This window comes from Devosia sp. 1566 (assembly GCF_004005995.1).
In the GTDB taxonomy this organism is placed as follows: Bacteria; Pseudomonadota; Alphaproteobacteria; order Rhizobiales; family Devosiaceae; genus Devosia.
This window is the reverse complement of sequence record NZ_CP034767.1, coordinates 1,367,787-1,385,065: the sequence shown is the minus strand read 5'-3', so window position 1 is coordinate 1,385,065 and position 17,279 is coordinate 1,367,787. Positions and strand designations below refer to the sequence as shown.

The window sequence follows — 17,279 nt, the reverse complement described above, 5'->3', positions numbered from 1 at the left end:
GCGAACATAAGGCGTAGAAGCGGCGGGAATCTCCCGGGAGCCCAGCATGACCCAAACAGAGCAAGTCGATATTTTTGTGATCGGTGGAGGCGTTAACGGCACTTCCATTGCTCGTGATGCCGTCGGCCGCGGCTTTTCGGTGATGCTGGCCGAGATGAATGATCTAGCGTCCGGTACATCATCGGCCGCGACCAAGCTGGTCCATGGCGGGCTGCGTTATCTGGAGCACTATGAGTTTCGCCTCGTTGCCGAAGCCTTGGCCGAACGCGAAGTCCTTTGGGCGGCCGCACCGCACATCATCTGGCCGCTCCGGTTCGTCTTGCCTCACCACAAGGGGCTGAGGCCTAAGGTGGTGCTGCGCGCGGGTCTGGCGATGTATGACTATATGGGCGGACGGCGCCTGCTTCCCCCGACCAAGACGCTGGACCTTAGCAAGGATGAAGCCGGCAAGCCGCTCAAGCCGGGCTTCAAGACGGGCTTTGAGTATTCGGACTGCTGGGTGGACGACGCCCGTTTTGTCGTTCTCAACGCTCGGGACGCTGCGAACAAGGGTGCGACGGTCTACACCCGCACCAAGGTCACCAGCGCGCGCCGGGATAACGGGGGCTGGACGCTGACGCTGTCGGGGCCGGATGGCGAGCAGACTGTGCACGCCAAGTTCGTGGTCAATGCCGCTGGTCCCTGGGTGGACGAAGTGGTCGGCAATACGATGGGCAACAACGGCGCTCACAATGTGCGCCTTGTGAAGGGCAGCCACATCGTGGTGCGCAAGCTGTTCGACCATGATCGTTGCTACATCTTCCAGAACGCCGACGGGCGCATCATTTTTGCCATTCCCTACGAGCAGGATTTCACTCTGATCGGCACCACCGACCAGGACTACACGGGCGATCCCAAGGACGTCGCTATTTCTGATAGCGAGATCGACTATCTCTGCCGGGCGGCCAGCGAGTACTTCGCGCTGCCTGTCCTTAAAGCCGATATCGTCTGGACCTATTCCGGGGTACGCCCATTGTTCGACGACGGCGCCACCGCCGCCCAGGAAGCCACCCGGGATTACGTCCTCAAGCTCGATGGCGATCTGGCCAGCGGAGCGGCCTTGCACGTCTTTGGGGGCAAACTCACGACGTCCCGGCGCTTGGCCGAGTCCGCCATGGAAAAGATCGAAAGCGTGCTGGGCCAACGCGGCCCACGTTGGACCAAGGAGTCCAAACTGCCGGGCGGTGAGTTCGAGCCGCTGCAGTTTGAATCGGAAGTGCGGCGCCTGGCTATGGACTATAGCCGCCTGCCCGCCACCATGATCCGGCGGCTGATGCGCCTTTACGGAACCAAGGCGCGGGTAATCCTTGGGGACAACAAGGAACTGCACGAACTGGGGGCTCACTTCGGCGCTGACCTTTACCAAAGCGAGGTGGATTATCTGATTGCCAATGAATGGGCTGTGAGTTCCGCCGATATCTTGTGGCGCCGCACCAAGCTGGGGCTGCATACCGGGGCTGAAGACAAGGCGCGCCTGGACGCTTATCTGGCACAACGGCGCTAAGGGGGAGAACGGAATGACTGAGGGTTTTGTGCTGGCGATTGACCAGGGCACCACATCGAGCCGAGCCATCGTTTTTGATGCCAGCTGCCAGGTGCGAGGGGTCGGTCAGCAGGAATTTGCGCAAATCTTCCCGCAGGATGGCTGGGTCGAACATGATCCGGAGGCCATTTGGGAAAGCGTCCTTGCCACAGCACAAACCGCCATTGCAGCGGCCGGAATTGAGCCGGCGGCGCTAGCTGGCATCGGCATCACCAACCAGCGAGAAACCGTGGTTTGCTGGGATCGCGATACCGGTAAGCCGATCGCCAATGCCATTGTCTGGCAAGACAGGCGCACAGCACCGGTTTGTGCGCAGCTGCGGCGGGACGGCGTCGAGGCGCTGGTAACCGAGCGAACCGGATTGCTGCTCGACCCATATTTCTCTGGAACCAAGATTAGGTGGCTGCTTGACCATGTGCCTGGCGCCCGTGACCGCGCCGAACGTGGCGAAGTGCTGTTCGGTACTGTTGATAGCTTTCTGATCTGGCGGCTAACGGGCGGCCGAGTGCATGCTACCGACGCTACCAATGCGGCCCGTACGCTACTGTTTGACATTGTCGCCAATCGCTGGGACCCCGAACTGCTGGAGTTGTTCGGGGTTCCCGCAGCGATGCTTCCCGAGGTCAAGGACTGCGCCGACGACTTCGGGAGCACCGATGCGGCGCTGTTTGGCGCGGCTGTGCCGATCCTTGGCGTTGCCGGCGACCAGCATGCCGCGACGATTGGCCAGGCCTGCTTCAAGCCTGGGATGCTGAAATCGACCTATGGCACTGGCTGCTTTGCGCTGCTCAATACTGGCACCGAACTGGTACGGTCGCATAACCGGTTGCTGTCCACCCTTGCCTATCGGCTGGACGGCAAGACCACCTATGCGCTGGAAGGGTCGATCTTTGTGGCCGGTGCAGCCGTGCAGTGGATCCGGGACGGGCTGAAGCTTGTGAACAAGGCGAGCGAAACTGGCCCCCTGGCGCAGTCGGCAGATCCCAACCAGCATGTTTACATGGTGCCCGCATTTGTGGGCTTGGGCGCACCTTGGTGGGATGCCGAGGCGCGCGGCGCCATTTATGGTCTGACCCGCAATACTGGCCCAGCCGAGATCGCGCGGGCAGCACTGGAAGCGGTATGCTACCAGACCCGCGATTTGCTTGATGCGATGCGCAAGGATTGGAAAAGCACTGGCGGGGAGACCGTGCTGCGCGTGGATGGCGGCATGGTCGCGTCTGATTGGACCATGCAGTTCCTGGCGGATGTGCTCGATGCGCCGGTTGATCGGCCAACGATCCTTGAAACCACTGCATTGGGCGCGGCTTGGCTCGCTGGCTCGCGCGCCGGGGCTTGGCCCGACATGGAAGCCTTTGCCGCTGGCTGGTTATGTGACCAGCGGTTCGAGCCCGCAATGGACCCCTCAACGAGGGAGAGCAAGCTCAGCGGTTGGGGCGCAGCAGTGCGGCGCACGCTTAGCACAGCGGCTTAGGCCTGCGCGACTAGACGAGCCAAGCCTCGAATGAGCCGCCGGCGATCATGGCCCAATACAGCCGGCCCTTGTCGGTGCGCGCCACAGCCAAGCCGAACTCAGTGAATTTCGGGCTGAGCAAGGTGGACCGGTGCCCAGGCGAATTCATCCATCCTTGGATGGCGCTTTCGAGATTGGGATGGCCGCCGGCAACGTTCTCGCCCACTGCGCCGAGATAGCCAGCCTGGGTTACACGTTCGCGCAAGGTAACGCCCAGATCGTGGCTGAGCTTGTTCTTGGCTGCCATTAGCTGGGCTTGCGAACGGGCTGCCGTTTCAAGCCGCTGATTATAGCTCCAGGGCGGCGCGCCATTGGTTTTGCGCACCGCGTTGATGGCGGCAAGGATTTGATCGTCAGACAAGGTTTCGGGAGTGGTACCACCGCTGGCGGGAACAATTGGCGCGGTGGTGGCGCAGGCCGAAAGCAGCGCCGCGCCCGCAAGCACCAGCGCGCTGCGGCGGGTCAGGTTAGCCATGAAGAAAACCCTTGAAGTCACGCCTGATCATAGGCGCTGAGTAGATTAGGAAGGCAGGCGAGTTGGATCGTGATGGGCTTGCCATCCGCGAGGTTCACGGACGCCGACAAAGCTGCATGGGCCGCGGCCCAGCCCAAAACCCGTTTGCGGGGAAGATCGAGTCGCGCCTCGAAGGTGTCCAGCAATGCCGAAATGCGGCGCGGGTCGGCAACCAGCGCTTCGGCGCCGGAGGGGCTAACGAATGCGGGTGCTACTTCGTAAGCCGGATCACCGAAGAGGCCCACCGGATCGATGGCGAGCCATCCGCGCTCCGACGAGATGATGTTGTCGTAGTGCAGATCGCCGTGTAGCGGGAGTTGTGCACTGGGTTTGTCGAACAGCTTGAGCGCGATGCCGCTGGCACGGGCGTAGAGATCCCGGGCAGTGTGCGGCCAGACCCGCACATCGGTATCGAATAGCATCTGAAAGCGTTCGCGTAGCGAAAGTAAGTCCGGGGGAGACTGCGGACGCGGCCGATGAAGACTGGCGATCACGGTCGCAAGCGCGACAGTCGCCTCTTCGTCGTGGCCGCGACGAACAGCGTCCCCGAGCGGAATGCCGTCCAGCCATTCCATGAACAGTGTGTCGCCATGCGAGTCAAACACGGTCGCGGCGCCCTCCCCGCCATACCAGGCCATCAGCGCCGCTCCGCGGCGCTCCGCATCTGGGGGCGCCGCCTTCAGGATCTTGAGCACCGCAAAGTTGCGTCCATTCTGATCAACGCGAAAAATCCAGCTGGTTGCCGTGTCGGCAAGCGGCTGCGAGCGGGTCAGGGACCAGCGGATCATGGCGCGGCTGAGCGCTGTTTCGACGGGCGACTGATTCATCATGGACGCATTAGAGCAGAACAATGGTCGTGATTCGACCTCCCAGCGCTCTTTACGCCAAAACTTGATAAGCGCCCACCCGAAGCGACCATCAGTTCAGGCGATAAGCATCCTTAGCTGCAGTGTAGCTCAAATGCTTGGCCAAGTTCTGCGCGGTCGCGGCCGAGAGCCGGTGCTCGCCCACCCAACGCCCAAGGAAGCCGCTGACTTCACGGCGCCAGACATCATGCCGGGCGGGGATCGAGAGCAGCGCACGCGTATCGTCATTGAAGCCGGCGAGATTGTAGAAGCCGGCCGTCTCCACCACCTGGTCAAGATAACGCCGGATACCCTGCGGGCTGTCGTGGAACCACCACGGCGGGCCGATCATCAGGCTGGGCCAATAGCCAGCCATGGGCGCCAGCTCCCGAGCATAGGTGGTTTCATCGAGTACGAACATGATGATGCGTAAGTTCGGCTCATTGCCGCAGCGGCCCAGGAGCGCCCGCATACCGGTGACATAGTCGGTCGTGCCAGGAATGTCGGCGCCAAGATCGGTGCCACGCTCGGCCATCAGCAACGGATCGGTGTTGCGGCGGGATCCGGCATGGATCTGCATGACCATGCCGTCTTCCACCGACAACAGCGCCATTTCCGTAAGCATCTGGGCCCGAAAGAGTTCAGCATCGGCAGCATCGTGTCGTCCAGCCAAGACCTTGTCGAGCAAGGCCTGCTTTTCGACTAGGGGAAGGTCAGTGGTGTTGGCAGTGGGAACACCATGATCGGTCGCAACGGCGCCGAAGCGCCGGAAGAACTCTCGCCGGCTCCGGTGGGCATTGATGAGACCGCCCCAGGTCGGAATATTTTCTCCCGTGACCTCCCCCAGACGCTGAAGATTGTCCGCGATGGCGGGGCGGCTGGCGTCGGTAACATCATCAGGGCGATAGGTGGTACGCACCCGCCCGATCAATCCCCGGTCAGCCAAACGGGCATGGTGCTGGAGGGGATCGAGGGCGAATTCGGTGGTCGCAATGGTCTCTACGTTGGCACGATCGAGAATCGCCAGCGGCAGCAAATCGGGATCACCCAAGCGTTTGTCGATCAGGTCATAAATCGCATCAGCAGTGTCTGGCCCCAACTCTTCGTTGATGCCAAAGGTGAGCTGGAGCGAGTGATCGACCCAGGTCTTGGATGGAGTACCCGCGAACAAATGGTAGTTCGCGGCGAAGAGGCGCCAGGCATCTCGCCCGGCCGCAACTGGCTTTCCGTCCTTGCGGGGCACGCCGAGATCGTCATAGCTCAGCCCACGGCTGCGCAGCATGCGCAACACGTAATGGTCTGGGGTGAGAAACAGCGCCGCGGGGTCCGAAAACCGATCATTGGCCGCAAACCAGGACGGGTCCGTGTGCCCATGGGGGCAGATCAGCGGCAAATCTTTGACAGCAGCATAAAGGTCCCGTGCGACGGACCGTGCTGGTTCGGCCAAAGGGAAAAAGCGATCGGGATGAAGGTGCGGGGCATTGGTCATGATCAGGTTTTGCCATGATCCGGACCCAAGATCAACGACTACCATACAAGATCGGCCAGTGAGCGGATTAGATTAAAATTAACGGCGTTCCGGAAAGGCTTTTCCCCCTGCCGCCATGCTGGACTACGCTTGCGACGTGGGCGAAACGACTAAACAAAGGCCGCCCCGAGCTACTGGCGACTGCCACGCATTGTCTCAAGGGGTAAGCGATGACACAGGTTGAATTGCAGGGAACTGGCCACGACGTCCACGCATCCACCTCAGCTATTCGCCGGCTGCCCCGGGCTCATGCGATGGTCCTCGCTGCCGGGATGGCGGCCTTCGGTATAGTAGCCGTTGCGGCCGCGATGACCATGACCCTGTGACAGCCCAAGCTCACGCGACCTCGCCAAGACTTTCGCGTTCTTGCGGCGTGGTTTTGCGGAAGTGCTCTTCAATTGCTTCGATGCCGATCTCATCCAAGCAGTGCCGGATCGGTGCCCATAGGGCCCATTTCGGCTTGACTGCCCTCATCGTCAGCCGATCATCCACCAGGTCGAAAGTGACGTTGGCAGCCTTGGCCAGCGCAAGAAACTGCGCCACTGCCACGGCGGTATCGCGCCGGTCATCACCGATCTGATCTACAGTATTGTGCAACGCTTGATCCATTGCCGTACTCCACACATCCGTGCAGAAGCAACGGAACTCTGCGCAATTCGATGCAATTGCAAGCGGAACGTGGTTTACGGTTCGTTACCGCGACAATTCTGTAGTTAATCCAAGAAGCCGGAGATGTGCGGCCGGTGATCCTTGACCGGCAGCAACGCGTCACTGTTCCGGCAATGGGCGCGAAAGAAAGCATACAAGAAACCACTTAGATGGCGTTTCCCATATGTCGAAGGTGCCAGGCGCATGGTTGGGGCGACGCTTTGGCGGTGGCCATAGCCGCCTCGTCGCGCTATGGGAGCGCACCGAACAATGGAGAGCAATGATGAGCGACGAAAATCAGGATATTGAGCTTTCCGAGCAGAGCTGCGAATTCACCCAGGACGGGATCACCGTTCAGGTCGGCATCTACCGCCTCAAGGACAGCAATGATGGCTGGACCCTGGAAGTGGTGGACGATGACGACAATTCGCTGATCTGGGAAGACACCTTCCCCACCGAGATGGACGCCTGGAACGAGTTCCAGCGTGCGCTTGAGGAAGAAGGCATTGCCCAGCTGATCGGCCCGCCCGACGAGGCCGTTCACTAAGCGAATGACCGCTGCGGCCATGACCTGCCAGTACGACCCAGACCCATACGCCGAGCTCGACTACCGGGCCGACGCCGATGAACTCTCGGAAGAGAGAAAGCCAACGCGCGTGCGTATGCATCCGAGGCGGGCCCTTAACGGTCCGCCCCGGCGGCACCATCGCTTATTGTAGCGGCGACCGTGCTTGCGGGGCTTTCCTCCGCGATAATATCGCGCAGTTTGAAGGCGTCGCGCAGCGCCGCGCCTGATGCGGTATTGTCAAAGATGCACCAGCCTGGACCACTCCCAGCCCTGAGCAGTGCGGCGAAAAGCTCAATGGCTGCATGGTCGTACTCTGAATAGTAGATTTTCGGCGAACCGTGCAGCCGCAGGTAGGTTGCGCCGTCGGCAAGCGCCGCCGCGCGCAAGCCTTCTTGCTGTGGATCGGCATAGACGCGGGCGATCTTGAATGCCTGCAGCAGTTCGGAAGCTTCCGCGTTGGCCCAGGTGGCGTGGCGGGGCTCCAGATAAACGGGCACCGGGCTGCGCGCCTGGAGGGCGGAGAAGAATGCCGATGCGGACTCGCGCTGAAATGCCAGCTTGGGCGGGAGTTGTACGAGGATGGCCGCGAGCTTGCTGCCGAGCGGAGCGATGTCGGCGAAGAACTCATCGAGGTCAGTTTCGGGGTCGATAAGTTGACTTTGGTGAGTGATGGTCTTGGGCAGCTTGACGGAGAACTTGAAGTTTTGCGGGACTGAATCGTGCCAGCGCTGCCAGGTGGATGGGCGGTGACGGCGGTGAAAGCTGGAGTTTACCTCGGTGGCGGAGAATACGGCGGCGTAGCGCTCCAGGGCGGTTCCTCCCCCCTGGAACTCGGAAAAGTCCCGATTTAGACTCCATCCTGCCGTACCGATGAACGCATTATGAACCACTGCAAAGCCTTTATGAATGGGCGAAAATCCAACTCCCATGGCGTCGAGCTGTTCCCGCCGGAACTGGCCAGTTGCATCACCTGCTGTGTCGAGGGAACGCATTTGATCGTGCGACGCTCTCAAGACGTTTGGACATCGGCGGCAAATGGGTAGATGAGAGAGACGATTGATGCGAAGGTGCGGGCAGACATGATCGAAACCGAAAGCCAGGTCACGACACCCGGCAGTGACCACTATCAGCTGCTGGTGAGCAGCATCGTGGACTATGCCATTTACATGCTGGATCGTAACGGCACGGTGGTGAGCTGGAATGCTGGCGCGCAGCGCTTCAAGGGCTACGAAGCTTCCGAGATCATCGGGCACCATTTCTCGAGATTTTATACCGAAGAAGACAAGGCAACGAATCTGCCCGCGCGAGCCCTGCGCACTGCCGCCGAAGAGGGCAAGTTCGAGCAGGAAGGGTGGCGCGTTCGCAAGGACGGCACCCGCATGTGGGCGCATGTGGTGATCGACCCCATCCGCAGCCCGACGGGTGAGCTGATCGGGTTTGCCAAAGTCACCCGGGATCTATCGGAGCGAAAAGCGGCGGAAACGGCCCTGCGCGAAAGCGAAGAACAGTTTCGCCTGCTGGTGCAAAGCGTCACGGACTATGCGCTGTACCAGCTCTCGCCGGAGGGCACGGTCAGCAGCTGGAATGCCGGGGCCCAGCGCATCAAGGGCTACAGCGCCGAGGAGATCATCGGCCAGCACTTCAGCCGCTTCTATACGCCCGAAGACCAGGAAATCGAGCTGCCCAGGATCGCGCTCGAAACCGCCACGCGCGAGGGGCGGTTCGAGAAGGAAGGCTGGCGCGTCCGCAAGGATGGCAGCCGCTTCTGGGCGCATGTGGTGATCGACCCGATCCGCAATCATGCCGGCAACATTGTCGGCTTTGCCAAGGTCACCCGCGACAATACCGAACGACGCGAAGCGCAACGGGCACTCGATGAGGCGCGCGAGGCGTTCTTTCAGTCGCAAAAGTCCGAAGCGCTGGGCCAGCTTACCGGCGGCGTGGCGCATGACTTCAATAATCTGCTGATGGTGATCCAGAGCAGCCTCGAGCTCGCGCAAAAGCGGCTGCCGGACGACCCCAAGCTGCGCCGCTTGATCGGCAATGCCTTGCAGGGGGCCCAGCGGGGTGCCTCGCTGACCCAGCGCATGCTGGCATTTGCCCGCAAGCAGGAACTCAATCCCGAGTCCGTCGACGTTCCCCAACTGGTGCGTGGTATTCTGGACCTGCTGGAGCGCTCGCTTGGTCCTTCCCTCGACCTCGTGACCGAATTTGCCGCGACCTTGCGACCGGCCCGTGCAGATGCCAACCAGCTCGAGCTGGCCATCCTCAACCTCGTGGTCAATGCGCGGGACGCGATGCCCGGCGGCGGCATTATCCGGATCTCGGCCAAATCGATCGATGTCGTCGGAGCCGGCAAGCCGATGCCGCCCGGCCGCTATGTGCGGATCACCGTGGAAGACAATGGCGAGGGCATGGATGCGGCGACATTGGCCCGCGCAACCGAGCCGTTCTTTACCACTAAAGGCGTGGGAAAAGGTACCGGGCTCGGCCTGTCCATGGTCAAGGGCATGGTCGAACAATCCGGCGGAAGGTTAGTGATCACCAGCGAAAAAGGCACGGGTACCACGGCGCAGATCTGGCTGCCCGAAGCTGCAGCAGAAACGACGCTCGACACCGCCACTGCCGATGAACAGCAATCACACCCGACCGAGCCGGCCAAAAAACCCGTGGTGCTGGTGGTAGACGATGATGCACTGGTGCTGGGCAATGTCGCAGACATGCTTGAGGACCTCGGCTATAGCCCGATCCTGGCGGGCTCGGGCGCCGAGGCGCTCAAGGTGCTGGCCACCGGTGAGCCGATCGACATGATGCTGACCGATTATGCCATGCCCAATATGACGGGCTTGCAACTGGTGAGGGAAGCCCGCTCGCGACGGCCTGACTTGCCGGTGGTTCTTGCCAGCGGCTTTGTGGACCTAGCCGGCGAGGAAAGCATCGAGCTGCCCCGGCTCGCCAAGCCGTTCCGTCAAACTGAACTGGCCAAGGCTGTGTCAGCGGTTATCGAGGCGAGCTGACGAAAGGCTGCCGGCGGGCGCGAAGCCCGCCAGCTGGTGAGCAAAGCGGCACTGAAGTGCTCCTGCCGCCCTCACCCGCGCCTAGAGCTGCGTGTCGACCCAGACTTCCACCGACATACCCGGCCGGAGCTGAGTGACCAGTTCGGGCTCGGCATCGAGCTCGATGCGCACCGGAATACGCTGGGCGATCTTGGTGAAGTTGCCCGTGGCGTTGTCGGGCTTGATGACGCTGAACTCCGAGCCGGTCGCCGGCGAGATTTCCGAAATATGGCCCTTGACCTGTTGGTGATTGAGCGCGTCGACGGAAAAGGTGACCTCCTGCCCGATATGGACGCTGGCGAGTTGCGTTTCCTTGAAATTGGCCACGACCCAACGATCGGGCGGGGTGACGGAGGTTAGCTGGCTGCCGGTGGACACATACTGGCCCACGCGCGCCGTCACTTCGCCGAGCACACCATCGACGGGCGCGGTGATGCTCGTATTGGCCAGATTGATCTTGGCCAGTTCCACCGCAGCTTCAGCCGAGTGAACCGCCCCCTGCAATGCCGGTACGCTGCCCTCGACCAGCGACAGGTTCTGTTCAGCCACGCTGATATTGGCCTGGGCCTGGGCGACGCTGGATTGCGCTTGCAGCAATGCGGCGCGGACCTGGTCGTTGCTCGATTGCGGCGACAGGCCCGAAGCCAACAATGACTCGCTGCGCGCGGCATCGGCCTGGGCGCGCTCAAGCGAGGCTTCGGCGGCTTCGAGCTGGGCGTTGGCATAGTCGAGGCTCGCCTGCTTGGATGCCCGGTTCTGCTCATAGTTGTCGAGGGCGTTGCGCTGCTGGGCCAGGGCCCCTTCGGCCTGCGCCAATTGCTGCTGATAGATGCGGTCATCGAGCTTGATCAGCAGATCGCCCTTCGTAACCTGCTGGTAGTCGCTGACCGGCACTTGCGTGACATAGCCGGCAAGCTGAGGCGCGATCATGGTCACCCGGCCACGCACAAAGGCATTGTTGGTGGACTGGATCGTGGAGGTGAAAGGCGGCAGCTGCCAGGCATAGAGCACGACGCCAACGCCGATGAGGCCGATCAGCAAGGCAGCCCAGGTGCCCTTGGATTTAAGCAGTTTGAGGAAAGGCATAGTCAATTCTCCAGGGAGGCAATCAGGCCGGGCTGGCGGCGCTGGCAGTTTTGGCGGCGTTTAGGGCGGCGAGCTTGGTGAGGCTCATGTGAATGACCAGCGCGGCAGTGGATGCCAGCGCCCCGTAGAAGACCACGAGGAAGAGGTCGTTATAGGCGAGCACCCAGGATTGCTGGGTAAGCGACTGGGTCAACAGGTTCAGCCCTTGCGTGCTGAGCTGGGTGGGATCGGTCAGGACGCGCGCATAAGCGCCGCCATAGGCCTGGATGCGCTGGGCCACGAGTGGATCAAGCAGGGTGATCCCTTGCGACAGCATGTTGGAATGAAACTGCTCGCGCAGGGCGACGAAGGTGGTGAAGATGGCGCTGCCCAACAAGCCACCCAGGCTTTGGGTGGTGAGAAACACGGCAAGGAACGACAGAATATATTGCGGGCCTCGCGCCAGCGCTTTCATGAAGCCATTGAGCATGGCTGGCGGCAGGAACAAGCCACCAGCGGCGCCAATCAGCGCCTGGCTGAGATAGAATTGCTCGGGCCGGCTGAGCGTGGTGCTGTGCGCATCCATCCAGCTGCCAGCCGCAATCAGGACCAGCGCCACGAGGTGGATGATCTCGGTGCGCTGCGGCTTGATCACTGCGCTAAGGACAGCGGTGGCAATGAAGGTCACAACGCCGATGACGCCAAAGAGCGGGATCAGTTGATCGTTCTGCAGATTAAGCACGGTGAAGAGGCCAAACACCCCCACCGACTGCTCTGACAGCAGCAGGCGGAACACGACGAGGGCCCCGGCAAAGATCAGCATGTCGCGACCCGTGAGCCAGCGCAGGTCGATAATCGGATTGCTGCGATGCAGCTCGACCATGCAGAACAGCACCATGGAGGCAATGCCGAGGGCCAGGAGTTCGCCGATCCAGGGGGTTTCGAACCACCAGAAGGCCCGACCCATGCCGAGCACGATGGCAAGGCAAGCAAAGCCGACCGTCATCAGCGGAAAGCTCAGGATATCGGCACGATCAAAGACCTTCATGCGCGGCGGGGCGGTCAAAGGCACGAGAAACACAATCGCGAGCGAGACCAGCGCCATGCCCACTTCAACGGCATAAAGGCCCACCCAATCGCCCATCTGCAGCAGATCGGGCGAGATGACCCGAGCCAAGGGCAAGGCAAGGGTTGAGCCGAGCATGCCAAAGCAGATGCCAATGCTCATCTTCTTTTGCGGGGGCAGCCATTCCAGCATGTAGTAAAAACCGAGCGTGCTGAGCGGGGCCGCGGCCACGCCCATGATGGCGCGCACGACAATGGCCGAGTGCAGATCATGGGCAAACAGGTGGGCGATGACCACCACCACATAGGCAGCGATCCCCAACTCGGCGAAGCGCCGCAGCCCGAACTGGGTGCGCGCCTTGAAGAGGAGAATAGTGCCCGCAAGATTGGTGGCGAAATAAGCGGCGGCGAGCCAGCCCATTTCGGTTTGGGTGGCGCCAAAGGATGCCTGCAGGCCCGGTAGATTGGCGGTGATGAGATTGAGCCCGAGCCCCTGCGTCAGCCCGAGGATCAGCGAACTCAGGATATAAACCAGGTTCATGATCGGCGATTTGGGCACGAAGGGCGGCATGGCGGGCATGCCCGAGGCCGGCGCCGCCGCTGGCGGCGCGCTTGGCTGCGCCTCCGGTTCAGCCTGGGTGTCCGTTGTTGCTGCGGACGCGAGGGCGGCCTGCTGTTCGGTCGGAGTCGAGTTCTCGGCGGCGCGATCCTCAACGGGATCAGCGACCGCTATTACCGTGCTGCGCGTGCTCATGAGGGGGCGTGCTCCCGATCCTTGGTGAGAGAACCGGCAATGTCCGACTTGACCCTTTGCAGCCCGTCGAGGAGCTGGAGCAGGACACGATTGGCGATCTCGGCTTCGGCGGGATCAAGCTGGGACATCAGATGATCATTGAGACAGGAAACGATAGCCGAGACCTTTTTGGCCACAGCACGGCCTTGCGGCGTCAAAACGATCATGCGGGCGCGGCGATCGTCGGGGCTGGGCACGCGATGGGTATAGCCAAGGCTCTCCAGCCCATCGAGGATGCGCACGGCGGTGGGATGCTCAACGCGCAAATGTTCGGTCACGGCGGCCTGGCTGACGCCTTCCGTGCTGGGCAGCAACAGCAGCAGAACGCGCGCGCGCGCCGTGGTCAGGTTGAGATCCTTGAGATGGACATCAAAGCCCACGCTCAGTTCCCGCCCAGCTTTGGCGACATTTCGAAGCAGTTCGGATGTCTCGGCCATGTTCGTGCTCACCTACAGTGTAGGGAGCTACATATGTGCTGCGGCGGGGGAGCGCCACAAGAGCGGACGCATAACAGACCTGCGTTTTTTCACAGGAACAATGCGTCCCAGACTCAAGTGTTGAGTCTGGTTGGGACGCTAGTGGTTCCGGCGGCAGGACTAAGCCGGGGCGTTTGGGCGCGTCACCATGCGGGCCTGGATGATCACGACGACGAGGAGGAAGGCGCCGCGGATAACCGATTGCCAATAGGCGGAAAGGGAAATCCAGCCCATACCGTTCTCGAAATTGAGCACATTGAAGAGGATGCCGAGCAGCAGCACGCCGGCCAAAGTGGTGCCGACGGAGCCGACGCCGCCGGTCAGCAGCGTGCCGCCGACCACGACCGAGGCGATGGCAAAGAGCTCCCAGCCGACGCCCTCGATGGGCTGGCCGGCGCCGAACTGGGCGGCAAGTATGACGCCGGCGAGGCCGGCCAGGCCCCCGCTTGCCAGATAGGTCAGGAACTTGATGGCATCGGTGCGCAGGCCCATGAGGCGCGAAGCTTCCTCATTGCCACCAATGGCGAGGACGGTGCGGCCGGTGCTGGTGAAGTTGAGGACAACCGAGCCGAGGAGATAGGCAACCCCGGCAATCACGGCGGGGATGGGCAGGATCCAGAGATTGCCCTGGCCCAGCGCGGTGAAGCCGCTTTCATAGGAAACGGAGACGGACTGGTTGTTGGCCAGCAGCAGCGCCGAGCCGCTGGCCGCGAGCATGGTCGCGAGAGTGGCGATGAAGGGCATGATGTTGGCGCGGGTGACGAGAAGGCCGTTGATGGCGCCGACGAGGAGACCGACGCCGATGCCGGCCGCGGCGCCGGGGAGGATGCCATAGGGGCTCGCAAGGGCCGCCGCGACGCTGCCGAGGGCGGCGGTGGAGCCGACGGAGAGATCAATGCCGCCGGTCATGATGACGAAGCACATGCCGAGCGAGACCAGCGCGAACATGGAATTGTAGCGCAAAACGCTGGTGATGTTGAAAAAGCCGACGAAGTTGTCGTAGCGCCACCAGCCAAAGGCGATGAGGGCGAGGAGGGCAATGACGACGCCATAGGTGCCGAGGAGAATGCGCAGATCGGGCTTGCGGGTCATCGCGCCCTGCCCTGTTGCTGGAGCCAGACGGCAAGGACGATGATGGCGGCCTTGACCACGAGCGCGGCGGCGTCGGGGACGCCATTGGCGAGAAGCGTGTAGCGCACGAGCTGGATGGTGAGCGCGCCGATGAGGGTGCCGATGATGGTGGCCTTGCCGCCGCTCAGCAGCGTGCCGCCGACGGCAACGGCGGCGATGGCGTCAAGCTCCATGCCGAGGCCGACGAGATTGGCGTCGCTGGCGGAGTTGATGGCGATGACGATGAGCCCGGCCACGCCCGCGCAAAAGCCGGAAATGGCGTAGACGGCGAGTTTGACGCGGCTGACGGGGACGCCCGAGAGTTCGGCGGCGCGCTCATTGCCGCCGGTGGCGAGGATGGCGCGGCCAAAGACGGTGCGGCGGAGGACCCAGGCGGCAAGGAGCACGATGGCGGCCATGATCAGCACCTGGACGGGGATGCCGAAGGGGCGCCCCAGGCCGATCCACTGGAATTCGGGGGTGCGGAAGACCTGGAGGTTGCCGTTGGTGAGGACCTGGGCAATGCCGCGGCCGGCGATGAAGAGGACGAGGGTCGCGACAATGGGCTGGATGCGGAAATAGGCGACGAGCCAGCCATTGAAGAGCCCAAGGAGCGTCGCGGCAAGGAGAGCGACGCAGATAGCGAGGGCCACGGCGGGGCCGATGGGGCCGACGGGAAAGATGGTGCCGAGAAAGATCATCGGCGCCAGCGCACCGGAGATGGCCATGATGGAGCCGACGGAGAGGTCGATGCCGCCGGTGCCGATCACCATGGTCATGCCGACGGCGACGATGACGATGGTGCAGACCTGGGTGAGATTGACGTTGAGGGTTTGGACGGTGGCGAAGTTGCGGGTGAAGATGAGGTTAAAGACGAGCAGCAGCGCAAGCGCGATCAGCGTGCCATAGCGCGAAAGGAAATCGAAAACGTCAAAGGGGCGGCGCTCGGCGGCGTGCGGGGCGGGAAGAGTTGCGGTCACGCCTGCACCTGCTCGGTTCGGGTGGAATGGCCGTGGGCCATGGCGTCGAGCACGCGCTCTTCGGTGATCTCGCTGCCGGTGAGTTCGGCGACTGTCCGCCCTTCGCGCAGCACAAAGACGCGGTCGGCGCCTTCGACGACTTCCTCGAGTTCGGAGGAGATCATGAGCACGGCCAGACCCTGATCGGCGAGGGAGCGGATGAGGCGCTGGATCTCGCCCTTGGCGCCCACATCGATGCCGCGGGTGGGTTCATCGAGGATCAGGAGCTTGGGATTGGTGGCGAGCCAGCGGGCCAGCAGCACTTTTTGCTGGTTGCCGCCGGAGAGTTCGCGGATCTTCTGGTTGGGTCCGGAGCATTTGATGCCGAGCTGGGCGATGAAGCGCTCGACCAGTTCGCGCTGCTCGGTTTCGGAAACGACCCCGTTCCTGCTGATGCGCGGCAGGAGGGCGAGGGTCATGTTTTCGGCGACGCTGAGTTCGGGCACGATCCCTTCGGCCTTGCGGTCCTCGGTGACAAAACCCATGCCGGCGGCAATGGCGTCCTTGGCGCGGCCGGGGGCATAGGGCTGGTGGCCCATCTGCATGGCGCCGGCGCGCGCGCGATCGATGCCGAAGACGAGGCGGGCGGTTTCGGTGCGCCCTGCCCCCAACAAGCCGGCAAAACCGACAATCTCACCCCGCGCGACATCGAAGCTGACATCCTGCACCGCCTGCCGGGCGGCCAGGTTGCGGGCGGCAAAGACGGTTTCCCCCGCCTCGCGGTGCCTTTCGGTAAAGGCGGTGGCGTGACCTTCCGCCTTGCTGATGTCGCGCCCGAGCATGGCGGAGACGAGATCGAGCTTGTCGATCTCGTGCATGTCGGCGGTGCGCACGGTGCGGCCATCACGCATGATGGTGACGCGGTCGCAGACGTCATAGAGCTCATCGAGCTTGTGGCTGACAAAGATGACGGAAACGCCGTCGGCCTTGAGTTGGCGGATGACCTTGAACAGCATGGCGACTTCACCCTCGTCGAGCGACGAGGTGGGCTCGTCCATGATGACGAGGCGGGCGGAAAAGCCGATGGCGCGGGCAATGGCGACCATCTGCTGGGTGGCGGTGTTGAAATCCATCAAGGGGCGGCGGACATCGACGGTGATGCCGAAGCTCGCAAGCAGGCGCTGCGCTTCGGCGTGCATGGCGTTCCAATCGAGCATGCCAAAGCGGCGCGCTTCGCGGCCCAGGCAGATATTCTCGGTGAGCGAGCGGAAGGGGACGAGGTTGATTTCCTGGTAGATGGTGCTGATGCCGCGCGACTGGGCTTCATGGGGGGAGCCCACTTCAAAGGGTTGGCCGGCAAACAGGACCTCGCCGCCATCACGCTTGTGATAGCCGGTCAGCACCTTGATCATGGTGGATTTGCCGGCGCCGTTCTGGCCGATCAGGGCGTGCACTTCGCCGGGGCGTACCTCAAGCGAGGCCCCGGACAGGGCCGGGATGCCGGCGAAGCGCTTGTCGATGCCGGTCATCGAGAGCAGCAGATCATCGGCCATGCTG

At 62.4% G+C, this 17,279-nt stretch carries 15 protein-coding genes; 4 read left to right on the top strand and 11 right to left on the bottom strand.

What is annotated here, in order from left to right:
* The first annotated feature begins 46 nt into the window (after positions 1 to 46).
* Both glpD and glpK read left to right on the top strand, forming a co-directional pair.
* Positions 47 to 1,543 (top strand): glycerol-3-phosphate dehydrogenase, encoded by a 1,497-nt coding sequence (gene glpD / locus ELX51_RS06685; protein ID WP_127752789.1) that lies wholly within the window; start codon positions 47 to 49, stop codon positions 1,541 to 1,543.
* Between the two features lie 13 nt (positions 1,544 to 1,556).
* Complete coding sequence (gene glpK / locus ELX51_RS06680; RefSeq protein ID WP_127752788.1) at positions 1,557 to 3,056, top strand: glycerol kinase GlpK; 1,500 nt, start codon at positions 1,557 to 1,559, stop codon at positions 3,054 to 3,056.
* A gap of 10 nt (positions 3,057 to 3,066) precedes the next feature.
* Here glpK and ELX51_RS06675 read toward each other — a convergent pair whose 3' ends face one another.
* The 4 genes from ELX51_RS06675 to ELX51_RS06660 form a co-directional block, all read right to left on the bottom strand.
* A complete protein-coding gene (locus ELX51_RS06675; RefSeq protein WP_127752787.1) occupies positions 3,067 to 3,570 on the bottom strand; it encodes a CAP domain-containing protein in 504 nt (167 codons plus the stop codon).
* A 17-nt stretch (positions 3,571 to 3,587) separates the two neighbouring features.
* Positions 3,588 to 4,436, bottom strand: a complete 849-nt coding sequence (locus tag ELX51_RS06670; protein WP_164854782.1) for an aminoglycoside phosphotransferase family protein — start codon at positions 4,434 to 4,436, stop codon at positions 3,588 to 3,590.
* Between the two features lie 91 nt (positions 4,437 to 4,527).
* Positions 4,528 to 5,943, bottom strand: coding sequence for a glucuronate isomerase (gene uxaC / locus ELX51_RS06665; protein WP_127752785.1), 1,416 nt, complete (start codon positions 5,941 to 5,943; stop codon positions 4,528 to 4,530).
* Positions 5,944 to 6,318: 375 nt separating this feature from the next.
* Positions 6,319 to 6,591 (bottom strand): hypothetical protein, encoded by a 273-nt coding sequence (locus ELX51_RS06660; protein ID WP_127752784.1) that lies wholly within the window; start codon positions 6,589 to 6,591, stop codon positions 6,319 to 6,321.
* A gap of 322 nt (positions 6,592 to 6,913) precedes the next feature.
* Between ELX51_RS06660 and ELX51_RS06655 the strand changes: the two genes are divergently transcribed.
* Positions 6,914 to 7,177: a hypothetical protein gene (locus ELX51_RS06655; protein WP_127752783.1), complete on the top strand. Its 264-nt coding sequence runs from the start codon at positions 6,914 to 6,916 to the stop codon at positions 7,175 to 7,177.
* 134 nt (positions 7,178 to 7,311) lie between these two features.
* Here ELX51_RS06655 and ELX51_RS06650 read toward each other — a convergent pair whose 3' ends face one another.
* On the bottom strand, positions 7,312 to 8,190 hold the full coding sequence (locus ELX51_RS06650) for a DUF72 domain-containing protein (RefSeq protein WP_206524709.1): 879 nt from the start codon (positions 8,188 to 8,190) through the stop codon (positions 7,312 to 7,314).
* Positions 8,191 to 8,277: 87 nt separating this feature from the next.
* Here ELX51_RS06650 and ELX51_RS06645 point away from each other — a divergent pair, with 87 nt between their 5' ends.
* Positions 8,278 to 10,215, top strand: a complete 1,938-nt coding sequence (locus ELX51_RS06645) for a PAS domain-containing sensor histidine kinase (protein ID WP_206524708.1) — start codon at positions 8,278 to 8,280, stop codon at positions 10,213 to 10,215.
* Between the two features lie 81 nt (positions 10,216 to 10,296).
* On the opposite strand, the gene ELX51_RS06640 is transcribed toward ELX51_RS06645, so the two are convergent.
* The 6 genes from ELX51_RS06640 to ELX51_RS06615 form a co-directional block, all read right to left on the bottom strand.
* The gene (locus ELX51_RS06640) at positions 10,297 to 11,340 is read right to left on the bottom strand and encodes an HlyD family secretion protein (protein WP_127752782.1); all 1,044 of its coding nucleotides are present in this window, start codon (positions 11,338 to 11,340) and stop codon (positions 10,297 to 10,299) included.
* 22 nt (positions 11,341 to 11,362) lie between these two features.
* Positions 11,363 to 13,138 carry an MFS transporter gene (locus ELX51_RS06635; protein ID WP_248305269.1) on the bottom strand — a complete coding sequence of 592 codons (1,776 nt, stop codon included), beginning with the start codon at positions 13,136 to 13,138 and terminating at the stop codon, positions 11,363 to 11,365.
* Entirely contained in the window at positions 13,135 to 13,614 is a 480-nt protein-coding gene (locus tag ELX51_RS06630) for a MarR family transcriptional regulator (RefSeq protein ID WP_127752781.1), read from the bottom strand. Before ELX51_RS06630 ends, ELX51_RS06635 begins: the two co-directional genes overlap by 4 nt.
* Positions 13,615 to 13,773: 159 nt before the next feature.
* Entirely contained in the window at positions 13,774 to 14,745 is a 972-nt protein-coding gene (locus ELX51_RS06625; protein ID WP_127752780.1) for an ABC transporter permease, read from the bottom strand.
* Positions 14,742 to 15,662 carry an ABC transporter permease gene (locus ELX51_RS06620; RefSeq protein WP_248305325.1) on the bottom strand — a complete coding sequence of 307 codons (921 nt, stop codon included), beginning with the start codon at positions 15,660 to 15,662 and terminating at the stop codon, positions 14,742 to 14,744. The genes ELX51_RS06625 and ELX51_RS06620 overlap by 4 nt, the downstream gene beginning before the upstream one ends.
* A gap of 77 nt (positions 15,663 to 15,739) precedes the next feature.
* Positions 15,740 to 17,275, bottom strand: a complete 1,536-nt coding sequence (locus ELX51_RS06615) for a sugar ABC transporter ATP-binding protein (protein WP_127752778.1) — start codon at positions 17,273 to 17,275, stop codon at positions 15,740 to 15,742.
* Positions 17,276 to 17,279: the final 4 nt, after the last annotated feature.